Source organism: Streptomyces sp. NPDC002643 (assembly GCF_053592555.1).
In genome coordinates, this window is sequence record NZ_JBSFVY010000004.1 from 464,878 (window position 1) to 475,777 (window position 10,900).

The window sequence follows — 10,900 nt, forward strand, 5'->3', positions numbered from 1 at the left end:
CGGCTGCTCAGCGCTCCGGTAATCGTTGAAGGGCCCCCGAACCACCAGGTTCGGGGGCCCTTCGTAGTTTTTCGGCTGCCCTAGCGGAGCTTCCTGGCGGCCCTCCTCAGGTCGTACTCGTGAACGATCGCTTTGGCGTGGCCGTACGCGAGGTCGTACTCGTGCCGGAGCCAGCTGACCTTCTCCTCGAAGTTGAAGAGAGCGGGGCCTTCATCGACTTTGCGCAGCCAGTCGGAGACTTCACGACCGGTGCAGTGGGGGATGCGGGCGAGCAGATTGCGATGGGTCTCCTCGGAGAAGACTTGGGACATCGGCGCCTCCGGACGAAAGGGAATGTAAGCCGGTCCTTCAGGTCACGTTGCCTGAGTGGCGGCCTGTTGGCAACAGTCCGGTTCGGGCGCGTACTCTCGCGGCGTGCTTGATACGACGCCGTTGACCCGTGCCGTGGATCATTTCGCCGACCGGTTGCGGGCCGCGCCGCAGAGCCGGCTGCAACGGGGGGCCGCCGCGGAGGCGCTGGCGCTGGCCAGGGAGTTGGCGTTGCGTGCGCAGCGGTTGGAGGGGGTGGACGCTCCCGTTCGGGAGATGCCGGATGCGGGGATGTTCGCTGCGGCGGATCAGGTGACCGTTGCCGGGAACGATCTTGCGTTGGTGCTGGTGGATGAGGGGGAGCTGGTGGAGGCGGTGGCGTTGGTGGAGGAGGCGCAGAAGAGGGCGGGGGTGTGAGGGGCGCCTAATAGCTCGGGGGTGCGTTGTTTGTTTGCGGGTGCGGGTTCGTTGTGGCTGGTCGCGCCCACGCGGCGGAGCCGCAAATCGATACAGCCCCGCGCCCCTTTTCGGGCCTGCGGCCCGATCAATCCGGCCCCGGCCCAATGATTCGGCCCCCGCGACAGCGCAACCGGAACCGTCCCCTACAGGGACGCGATGACCCTGTCCGCCAGGATGTAGACCGTGTCCTCGCCGCACTGGAAGGTCAGGGTGTAGGCGCCGGAGATGCCTGAGCCGCCCAGGAGGACGGGGGTGTCGCCGGTGTGGAGGGCCGTGGTGAGGCGGTCGGCGGTTTCGCGGTGGCCGGGGGTCATGCAGAGGGTGGTGCCGTCGGCGAAGACGTAGACGTCGAGGGTGCCGAGGGGGCCGGGGCGGACGTCGGCCAGTTCGGTGCGGGAGGCGGCCAGGTCCTCCAGACAGGCGACCGTACGCTCGTGGTCGCCCACGACCGGGGACTGCGCCGGTACGAAGTCCGGGTGGGAGGGGTGGCGGCGGCGGGCCGCGGCCAGCTCCGCGGACTCGCCGGCGAACTCGTCGCCCTCCAGGCTCGGCTCGGTCACCGGTTCGAGGTGCTCCAGACCGGCGAAATCGGACTGCCGGGGCAGGAACAGATCACTGTCGGACAGGCCCAGCAGCGAGGGCGCGTCGGCGACGTCACGGGTCTCCTGGGCGGCCCAGAAGGCGCGGGCCTCGGCCAGCTCACGCTCACGCTCCTCGGCGAGCGCCTCGGCCACGGCGGCGCGTATCTCCTCCGTGTCGGCGGCCGGACGGGCCGCCGGGACCACGGCCCGCGCACCCGCCTTCCGGCTCTCGGCCAGCTCGGCATGGAGTGCGGCGACCTGTCGGCGCAGCCCCGAGAGGGTGCGCAGGACGACGACGCCCACGACGGCGGTGGCGGCCGTGGTGAGCAGCAAGGCGATCGGCATGGCGCTCACTGACGTACTCCCGGTTCAAAGTCGACCCCCGACTTCCTACATCAGCTTGAAGGGCGGACTAACCAGCTGTCAGTGCGTAACGTCACGAAACGGGCATCGATTTGGGGCCCATGTTTGGTGCTGAAACGGCTCTGAGCTGCGCAGATCCCTCCGTGGAGGGAGATAGGTCACATCCTGGGGGCGATTGGATCACAAATCGACCCAGAGGTCCGGAGTTCCGGGCTCTTCGGGGAAAAGGGTCACGCTGGGTTCCGGGGCCGTGACGCCCCGGAACCCTGTGACGGTGAGGGCCGGAAGGCTCAGCTGAGGCGTTCGATGACCATCGCCATGCCCTGGCCGCCGCCGACGCACATCGTCTCCAGGCCGAACTGCTTGTCGTGGAACTGGAGCGAGTTGATCAGCGTGGTGGTGATGCGGGCGCCCGTCATGCCGAAGGGGTGGCCCACGGCGATGGCGCCGCCGTTGACGTTCAGCTTGTCCAGCGGGATGTTCAGATCGCGGTACGAGGGGATCACCTGGGCGGCGAAGGCCTCGTTGATCTCGACCAGGTCGATGTCGTCGATGGTCAGACCGGCGCGGGAGAGGGCCTGCTTGGAGGCCTCCACCGGGCCGTAGCCCATGATCTCGGGGGAGAGGCCGGAGACGCCGGTGGAGACGATCCGGGCGAGCGGGGTCAGGCCGAGTTCGCGGGCCTTGGTGTCGGACATGATGACCAGGGCCGCGGCGCCGTCGTTCAGGGGGCAGCAGTTGCCCGCCGTGACCAGGCCGTCCTCGCGGAACACCGGCTTCAGGGCCTGGACGGCCTCCAGGGTGACGCCGGCGCGCGGACCGTCGTCCTTGCTGACGACCGTGCCGTCGGGGAGCGTCACCGGGGTGATCTCGCGCTCCCAGAAGCCCTTCTTGATGGCCTCTTCGGCGAGGTTCTGCGAGCGGACGCCGAACTCGTCCATGTCCTGGCGGGTCACACCCCACTGGCGGGCCAGGTTCTCGGCGGTCTGGCCCATCGCGATGTACGGGTCGGGGAGCAGACCGTCCTCGCGCGGGTCGTGCCAGCTCGCGCCGGTCGACTTCGCCACCGCCTCCGTGCGGGCCTCGGCCTCCGCGAAGAGGGGGTTGTGGGTGTCGGGCATACCGTCCGAGCTGCCCTTGATCATGCGGGACACCGTCTCGACGCCGGCCGAGATGAAGACGTCGCCCTCGCCGGCCTTGATGGCGTGCAGGGCCATACGGGAGGTCTGGAGGGAGGAGGAGCAGTAACGGGTGATGGTGCAGCCCGGGAGGTGGTCCATGCCGAGCTGTACGGCGACGATGCGGCCCAGGTTGTGACCGGCCTCGCCGCCGGGGAGGCCGCAGCCGAGCATCAGGTCGTCGATGTCCTTGGGGTCCAGCTCCGGGATCTTGTCCAGGGCCGCCCTCACGATCGTGGCGGTCAGGTCGTCCGGGCGGAGGTCCTTGAGCGAGCCCTTGCCGGCGCGGCCGATGGGGGAGCGGGCGGCTGAGACGATCACGGCTTCGGGCATCACGGCTCCATAGTCAAGAAGGTGCGGCGCGTAGCGCCTCGTTGAGGGGTGGTGGTCGGGCGACGGGCGGGAGGGGTCCCTCGCGGGCGGGGCTGCTGGGGAAGTTACCCGCCCGTATGGGCTGGGTCACGGGGATTGGGGTGTGACACCCGCCGCATTTTACTAAGCGCTTGCTTTTCTCGCCCCCGCCGCCCCTACCCGTTCCCATCCCCAGGGGCGCTGCCCCTTCGACCCCGGGGGTGGGTGGTGGGGCGGGTGCGGGTGGGTGGGGGCTGGTCGCGCAGTTCCCCGCGCCCCTGAAAGGCGGGGCTGCGCCCCGGCCTTTCATCCGCAGAAAAAGCCGGGCGCAGCCCGCTTTTTCAGGGGCGCGGGGAACTGCGCGAGCGACCACGACGGACCCGCAGACGCCACACCACATACACCCCCGAGCTATTGGGCGGACCGCTCCGCCGCCTCCGTGGGGGCGGGGTCCGTGGCCGGCAGCCGCCGCCGGCGGCGCCGCTTCAGCAGGGCCCACGGCCCGCGCGGCCCCGTCGGCATCGCGGCCGCGACCTCCGTGCCGGCCTCCGACGCGGCCTCCGCGGCGGCGCGGGCCACCGGCAGGAAACCCTCGCGGCGGGTGAGGTCGGGCCGCTCCTCCTCGGCCGGCCAGAGGCCCAGGGACGCGCAGACCGAGGGGAGGACGGCCATCGCCGCGGTCGCGTAGCCCTCGGCGGAGGGGTGGTAGTTGTCGGGGCCGAAGAGTTCTCGGGGGTTCTGCTCGAACTCGGGACCCAGGAGGTCGCCGAGGGAGACCGTCCGGCCGCCCTGCTCCACCACGCCGATCGTCTGGGCCGCCGCCAGCTGGCGGGAGGCACGGCGGGCCAGCCAGCGCAGGGGCTGCTGGACGGGCTCGATCGTGCCCAGGTCGGGACAGGTGCCCACGACCACCTCGGCGCCCGCCGTACGCAGGCGCCGTACCGCCGCCGAGAGGTGGCGGACCGAGCGGGTGGGGGGCATGCGGTGGGTGACGTCGTTCGCGCCGATCATGATGACGCAGATGTCGGGGACCTGGGTCGGGTCCTCAAGGACCAGGGCGACCTGGCGGTCCAGGTCGTCGGACTGGGCCCCGGGCTGCGCGACATTGCGCAACTCGACCGGCCGTTCCGCGACCGCCGCGAGCCCTGAGGCGAGAAGGGCCCCCGGGGTCTGCCGGGCCCGGTGGACGCCCTGGCCGGCGGCGGTGGAGTCGCCGAGCATGACCAGACGCAGCGGAGGGTCGTCGGGGGCGCCGTAGACATGGTCGTACGGGGTGAGCGGGCGGTCCGGGCGGGGGCCGTACGTGTGGCCGTACGTTCTGCCGTAGAGGCCCTCCGCGCTCGGCGGATGCGGGCTGTGGCCGTTGCCCACGTGACGCTTGGCCATGCGTACCTCGGCGAGCAGCAGGCCGACGGCCGCCGCGCCGACCAGTCCGATGCCGCCACCGCCGTACGCCGCGCCCGCCGCGATCCGCCGGGCCACCCTGGCCCTCGACATGCTCGTCATGCGCCGCCGTCACCTCCTCTTGAAAGGCCGTCCGTCGGATCGCGCCCGATGTCACGCTGTGGAACCGGCGCGCTCCGGACAGCGGCCCCAGCCGTACAACCACTCCTTGCCCCGTAGCGGCCCTCGGCCAATCCAGACGATGTGTGAACGGGAGGAGATGAGGAGGAGCGGGGCTTAGGCTGGCGGAACATCACGACCATCCCTTTTTGCAGCTCCGGAGACAACGGTGCAATTCCACGACTCGATGATCAGCCTCGTCGGCAACACCCCGCTGGTGAGGCTCAACAGCGTGACCGAGGGCATCCAGGCGACCGTTCTGGCCAAGGTTGAGTACTTCAATCCGGGCGGTTCCGTGAAGGACCGCATCGCCCTGCGCATGATCGAGGCCGCCGAGAAGAGCGGGGAGCTGAGGCCTGGCGGCACCATCGTCGAGCCCACCAGCGGAAACACCGGTGTGGGCCTCGCGATCGTCGCTCAGCAGAAGGGGTACAAGTGCATCTTCGTGTGCCCCGACAAGGTCAGCACCGACAAGATCAATGTGCTGCGCGCGTACGGCGCCGAGGTCGTCGTCTGCCCTACGGCCGTCGACCCCGAGCACCCCGACTCGTACTACAACGTGTCGGACCGGCTGGTGCGTGAGACGCCGGGCGCCTGGAAGCCGGACCAGTACTCCAACCCCCACAACCCCGAGTCGCACTACCACTCGACCGGACCCGAGCTGTGGGAGCAGACGGAGGGCCGGATCACGCACTTCGTGGCGGGCGTCGGCACCGGCGGCACCATCTCCGGGACCGGGCGGTATCTGAAGGACGTCAGCGACGGGCGCGTGCAGGTCGTCGGGGCCGACCCCGAGGGGTCCGTGTACTCCGGCGGGTCCGGGCGGCCGTATCTCGTGGAGGGCGTCGGCGAGGACTTCTGGCCCACCGCCTACGACCGGACCGTCGCCGACGAGATCGTCGCCGTCTCCGACAAGGACTCCTTCCAGATGACCCGGCGGCTCGCCAAGGAGGAGGGGCTGCTGGTGGGCGGCTCCTGCGGCATGGCCGTCGTGGCCGCGCTGCGCGTCGCCGAGCGGCTCGGGCCGGACGACGTCGTGGTCGTCCTGCTGCCGGACAGCGGGCGCGGATATCTGTCGAAGATCTTCAACGACGAGTGGATGGCGGACTACGGGTTCCTGGAGGACGAGGGGCCGAGCGCGCGGGTCGGGGACGTGCTCGACCACAAGGAGCACGGGGCCATTCCGTCGCTCGTCCATATGCACCCCGACGAGACGGTCGGACAGGCGATCGAGGTGCTGCGGGAGTACGGCGTCTCCCAGATGCCGATCGTGAAGCCCGGCGCCGGGCACCCGGACGTCATGGCCGCCGAGGTCGTGGGGTCGGTCGTCGAACGGGAGCTGCTCGACGCGCTGTTCACCCAGCGGGCCTCGCTGGACGACCCGCTGGAGAAGCACATGTCGTCGCCGCTGCCGCAGGTCGGGTCCGGTGAGCCGGTGGGGGACCTGATGTCCGTGCTGGGGTCGGCGGACGCGGCCATCGTGCTGGTCGAGGGCAAGCCGACGGGTGTGGTGAGCCGACAGGATCTGCTGGCGTTCCTGGCGAACGGCGGGGCGCAGGCGTAAGCCACGAGGGGGCGCGGTCGTTGAATCAGGAGCAAGCGGGGTGAAGCGGCTTCAATTCGTCGCTTCTGTTGAAGATTTGCGTGAGTTCCGGGTTTGACTTCGCGGAAGTGGTACGAGCGCGTCACGTCCGCGCAGCACCCGCTTAACACGGGTCCGGCACATTAGTGGTGTCGGCAGGGCGGGAGCGGCTCCCCGCTCCGGCCGGCAGCGAACGGCGCCAAGGACCTCCGGAGCGGCTCCCGGACCTCCATGGACGCCATGGACGCGCAAGCCCGGCCCTGACCCGGCCCGCGTCCCTCGCGGGGACCGCCGTCGTCCCGCCCCCCGTCGCACGGGGGTGCGGCGGTCCCCGCGCACAAGGCTCTCCCTTTGCGGCTGAACCGCCGCCGCTCTCGCGGACCGGGTGCTCGCCGTCGTGGTTCCTCAATTGATGGGTGCGGCCGTCGTCGCTTTGACGGACCGGCTGCTCGGCTTGAAAGTCGGGCTACTCGGACCAGTTGGAGTCCTTGGGCTTGTCCTTGTGCCTGTTCAGGTGGGGGGATGTGCGCAGTGCCCAGGCGGTGTTCACGACGGCGATTCCCGCCCAGGTGACGAAGAGGCCGGGGAGGTCGGCCACGCCGCCGCCGATGGCTGACAGGGGGATCGCCGCGACCAGGGAGACGACGCCGAAGCCGTAGCGCTCGCCCCAGGTGTCCGTGGACCTGTCGGGGGAACGGGTGCCCCGCGCCACCACCATCTGCTGCTCGGCCACCTGGCGTCGTACGCGGCGGTCGACCGCGCTGTCGATGCGCTGGTCCACCTTCTCCAGGAACGAGTCCACGAGCGCGGACTCGTAGTCGTCGCCCAGCTCCCTGCGGGCCTGCAGGGTGGCGGCGAGTTCCTTCTTCAGCTCGGGATCTTGGGCGTCCATTCCGGTCATGCTCTTCACGGTAGGGAGCGGAGGGGGCCCGCGCACTGGGGGTAGCCCCCCTGTCCTCGCACCGGTGCTCCCTTGCCTGGTCTGCATAGGGTCATGCAGAGTTCTCGATAGCTGAATAACTGGGTGACCGCAGGGTGTGGGTGAGGAGGCCGCGCGTGACGTTTCCCGAGGTTGTGGGCGTGGTCGAGTCAGCCGTCGTCGTACTGGACGGGGGCGGGCTCCGGGTCGGCGACGTCGTACGGCTCGCCGACGGGGGCGCGCGGCCCGTGCCCGAGCGGGCGGCGCTGCGGCGGGTCGAGGAGTCGTGGGAGGCGGCGCGGCGGATCGCGGTCTCCGGGCGGGTGTACGGCCGGTCCACCGGCGTCGGCGCCAACCGCAACGAGGACGTGCCGACCGAGGCCGCCGCCGAGCACGGGCTGCGGCTGCTGCGCAGTCACGCCGGTGCCATCGGGGAGGAACTGCCCGCCCGGCAGGTACGCGCCATGCTCGCCGTACGGGCCAACCAGTTGCTCGCGGGCGGTGCCGGGCTCCGGCCGACGGTCGTCACCGCGCTCTGCGAGGCCCTGGAGAGCGGGGCGCACCCCGTGGTGAACGAGTTCGGGTCGGTCGGGACCGGGGACATCGCGGCACTGGCCCAGCTGGGGCTGGCGCTGGCCGGGGAGCATCCTTGGGGAGCGGGAGCGGGAGCGGGAGCGGGAGGGGCTGGGGTTCCCGAGCCGCAGGCGCTCGACAACAATGACGCCCTCGCGTTGATCAGCAGCAATGCCCTCACGCTCGGGCAGTCCGCGCTCGCGCTGCACGAGTTGCGGGGGCTCATCGGCGCCACCCAGGTCGTCGCCGCGCTCTCGCTGCTCGCCGTGGACGGCTCGCACGAGGCGTACGCGGCGCCCGTGCACGACGCGCGCGCCCATCGGGGGTCGCGCGAGGCGGCCCGGCGCATGCGCGCGCTGGTCGGCGCCGCCGAGCGCCCCACTCCGCCCCTCGGGCGCCTCCAGGACCCGTACGGTTTCCGCTGTCTGCCCCAGATCCACGGCCCCGCCCTGGACGCGGCGGACGCCCTGGAGGCCGTACTGGAGGTCGAGCTCAACTCGGCCGCCGAGAACCCGCTGATCAGCGCCGAGGACATGGCCGCCTACCACCACGGCGGCTTCTACCAGGCCCAACTCGCCCTCGCCCTCGACCACTTCAGGCTGGCGCTGACCCAGGTGGCGAGGCTGTCGACGTCCCGGCTGTCCAGTCTCAACGAGCCCGGCTACACCCGGCTGCGGCCCTTCCTCGCCGACTGCGAACCCGCCTCCTCGGGCGTGATGATCCTGGAGTATGCCGCCGGGGCCGCCCTCGGTGAGCTGCGGGCCTTCTCCGCGCCCGCCTCGCTCGGGCACGCGGTGCTCTCCCGGGGCGTCGAGGAACAGGCCAGCTTCGCCTCGCTCGCCGCCCGCCAGACCCTGCGGGCGTGCGGCGCGTACCGTCTCGTCGTCGGCTGTGAACTCGTCGCCGCGGTACGGGCGTTGCGCCAGCGGGATCTGCGGCCGGACCCGGAACTGCCCGTCGGCCGCGCCTTCGCGCTGGCCGAGGCGACCCTCGACGCGGACACCGCCGACCGGCCGTTGACCGGGGACGTCAGCGCGGCGGCCGCGCTGCTGGACCGGTTCACCGAGATCTGGGCGGATGTCCGGGCCGGTGAGGGGGAGGATGATCGGCCAGTGGGCGCGGGGGCAGTGGTCTGGACGGGTGCCGGGGCAGGTGCTGGGACGGGCGTCGGGACGGGTGTCGAGACGGTCGCCGGGATGGTCGGGCAGAGGAAGCGGAAGACGGGGAGCGGGTCATGAGCATGGACGGCGGCATGGGCGGCAGCGTGGACGGCGACACGTGCGGCGGCACGGACGGTGCTGATGATCGTGCGCGGGGTGTCGACAGGAGGTCGGGTGGGTCTGACAGTCCTGCCGCGCGGCTTCAGGCGCTCTTCGAAGGGCATCGGCTGACGCCCACGCAGCGGCGGATCGCGCACAGCATGGTGCGGCGGGCCGGTGAGGTGCCGTTCCTGTCGAGTGTGGAACTCGCGGAGCTGGCCGGGGTCAGTCAGCCGTCGGTGACACGGTTCGCGGTGGCCCTCGGGTTCGACGGCTACCCGGCGCTGCGCCGGCATCTGCGCGAGGTCGCGCCCACGGAACCGGTGACGGCCACCGCGGCCCTGAACGAGTACCAGCAGGCCGTCGAGGCCGAGATCGAGAACCTGCGGCACCTGGCGGAACTGCTCGCCGATCCGGCGCCGGTGGAGCGGGCGGGACGGTTGCTCGCGGCGTCCAGGCCGCTGCCGGTGCTCGGGCTGCGCGCCGCCGCGGCGCAGGCGTACGGCTTCTCGTACTTCGCGGCGAAGGTCCATCCGGACGTTCGGCTGTTCGACGAGGGCGGGAGCATGCTCCACGACCGGATCGACGCCGCCATACGGGCCGGGGCGACCGCGCTGCTCTGCTTCGCGCTGCCCCGGCATCCGCGTGAGGTCGTCGAGGCGCTGGCCTACGCCAAGGACGCCGGCCTCGTCGTCGTCACCGTCGCCGACTCCGCGTTCGCCCCCGTCGCCAAGGTCTCCGACCTCCTCCTCCCCGCGGCCGTCGGTACCGGGCTCGCCTTCGACACCGTGTGTGCGCCGATGCTGCTGGGGCGGGTGCTGCTGGAGGCGATGTGCGACGACCTGCCGGAGGCCCAGGCGCGTCTGGAGGAGTTCGACGCGAGGGCGGCGGCGAGAGGGCTGTTCGTCGAGTAGGGGTAGGGGGAGGGGAGCCTGAGGATGGGGGCGTCGGCGGCTTCCGTTCCTCGGTTCTTCGGTCCTGGTGTTCGTTTCTCAGATGCGTTTCACCTTCGCTGGTTAGCGTGCCGGGCACTGGTGTGCAGCTTGGGATGCGGGAGGCGGGAGCGTGGCGCGCGGAGGGCAGGGGCTGGCTCGGGTGGCCGTCGTGGTGCGGGCCGGGGCGGCGCCGTTGTGGTGGTTCGGTGTGGTCGCGGCCGGGGCGGGTGTGCTGCCGTCCGGGCTGACCGGGCGACGGATCGGGGTGCTCGGCGGGGCGGTGCTGTTCATCGTCGCGGCGGCGGTGGTCGCGGTCGTACGGCGGGGCCGGTACGGGGAGTTGGCGCGGGGCGCCTCGCGGGCCGGTAAGTACGACGTCCTCCAGGACCGTGCGGTCACCCTCCGGAACTGGCGCCGGGGGCACCGCTGGTGGCTTTTGCTCGCGTTCCTGGTCGCGGTGGGTTCGTCGTTCGCCGTCCCGGCGGCGGGCGGCATGCTCCTCGCGGGGGCCGGGGTGGGGCTGTGGCTCAGGGCCGGTTGGCTGGGGCGGCGTGAGCGGGGCGAAGGGCAGTTGTACTGGGTGCGCGTCGACTGGTTGTCGGGGCGGGGTGGTCGGGCCGCGGGCAAGAGGGTGGCCGGGTTTCGGGTGACGGGGGTGGGAGCGGGCGATGCGGGGCCTGGGGGAGGCCGACGGTAGGGCGCCTAGGGGGTGGGGGGTACGTGTGGTCTGGCGAGTGCGGGTGGGTGGGGGGCTGGTCGCGCAGTTCCCCGCGCCCCTGAAAAAGGGGCTGCGCCCCGGCTTTTTCAGCGCGCTTCGGTGGCTCTATG

Annotated in this window: 10 protein-coding genes; 5 read left to right on the top strand and 5 right to left on the bottom strand. The window is 71.5% G+C overall.

What is annotated here, in order from left to right; genetic code table 11:
* Positions 1 to 80 precede the first annotated feature (80 nt).
* Complete coding sequence (locus tag ACWD4G_RS08975) at positions 81 to 311, bottom strand: DUF4287 domain-containing protein (protein ID WP_009338122.1); 231 nt, start codon at positions 309 to 311, stop codon at positions 81 to 83.
* Positions 312 to 414: 103 nt separating this feature from the next.
* Here ACWD4G_RS08975 and ACWD4G_RS08980 point away from each other — a divergent pair, with 103 nt between their 5' ends.
* Positions 415 to 726, top strand: a complete 312-nt coding sequence (locus ACWD4G_RS08980; protein WP_451291648.1) for a hypothetical protein — start codon at positions 415 to 417, stop codon at positions 724 to 726.
* A 185-nt stretch (positions 727 to 911) separates the two neighbouring features.
* Here the strand turns inward: ACWD4G_RS08980 and ACWD4G_RS08985 are convergent, their stop codons facing one another.
* The 3 genes from ACWD4G_RS08985 to ACWD4G_RS08995 all read right to left on the bottom strand — a co-directional run bounded on the left by ACWD4G_RS08985 (position 912) and on the right by ACWD4G_RS08995 (position 4,747).
* On the bottom strand, positions 912 to 1,694 hold the full coding sequence (locus ACWD4G_RS08985; RefSeq protein WP_451291715.1) for a hypothetical protein: 783 nt from the start codon (positions 1,692 to 1,694) through the stop codon (positions 912 to 914).
* A 308-nt stretch (positions 1,695 to 2,002) separates the two neighbouring features.
* Complete coding sequence (locus ACWD4G_RS08990; protein ID WP_451291650.1) at positions 2,003 to 3,223, bottom strand: acetyl-CoA C-acetyltransferase; 1,221 nt, start codon at positions 3,221 to 3,223, stop codon at positions 2,003 to 2,005.
* A 429-nt stretch (positions 3,224 to 3,652) separates the two neighbouring features.
* A complete protein-coding gene (locus ACWD4G_RS08995) occupies positions 3,653 to 4,747 on the bottom strand; it encodes an SGNH/GDSL hydrolase family protein (RefSeq protein ID WP_451291652.1) in 1,095 nt (364 codons plus the stop codon).
* A 226-nt stretch (positions 4,748 to 4,973) separates the two neighbouring features.
* Here ACWD4G_RS08995 and ACWD4G_RS09000 point away from each other — a divergent pair, with 226 nt between their 5' ends.
* Positions 4,974 to 6,368: a cystathionine beta-synthase gene (locus ACWD4G_RS09000; protein ID WP_451291654.1), complete on the top strand. Its 1,395-nt coding sequence runs from the start codon at positions 4,974 to 4,976 to the stop codon at positions 6,366 to 6,368.
* 484 nt (positions 6,369 to 6,852) lie between these two features.
* Here ACWD4G_RS09000 and ACWD4G_RS09005 read toward each other — a convergent pair whose 3' ends face one another.
* Complete coding sequence (locus tag ACWD4G_RS09005) at positions 6,853 to 7,278, bottom strand: hypothetical protein (protein WP_451291717.1); 426 nt, start codon at positions 7,276 to 7,278, stop codon at positions 6,853 to 6,855.
* Between the two features lie 164 nt (positions 7,279 to 7,442).
* Between ACWD4G_RS09005 and ACWD4G_RS09010 the strand changes: the two genes are divergently transcribed.
* The 3 genes from ACWD4G_RS09010 (at position 7,443) to ACWD4G_RS09020 (ending at position 10,769) form a co-directional block, all read left to right on the top strand.
* Positions 7,443 to 9,116, top strand: a complete 1,674-nt coding sequence (locus ACWD4G_RS09010) for an aromatic amino acid ammonia-lyase (RefSeq protein ID WP_451291656.1) — start codon at positions 7,443 to 7,445, stop codon at positions 9,114 to 9,116.
* Positions 9,113 to 10,051 (top strand): MurR/RpiR family transcriptional regulator, encoded by a 939-nt coding sequence (locus tag ACWD4G_RS09015; protein WP_451291657.1) that lies wholly within the window; start codon positions 9,113 to 9,115, stop codon positions 10,049 to 10,051. Before ACWD4G_RS09010 ends, ACWD4G_RS09015 begins: the two co-directional genes overlap by 4 nt.
* Positions 10,052 to 10,202: 151 nt before the next feature.
* Positions 10,203 to 10,769 carry a hypothetical protein gene (locus tag ACWD4G_RS09020; RefSeq protein WP_451291659.1) on the top strand — a complete coding sequence of 189 codons (567 nt, stop codon included), beginning with the start codon at positions 10,203 to 10,205 and terminating at the stop codon, positions 10,767 to 10,769.
* Positions 10,770 to 10,900 lie beyond the last annotated feature (131 nt).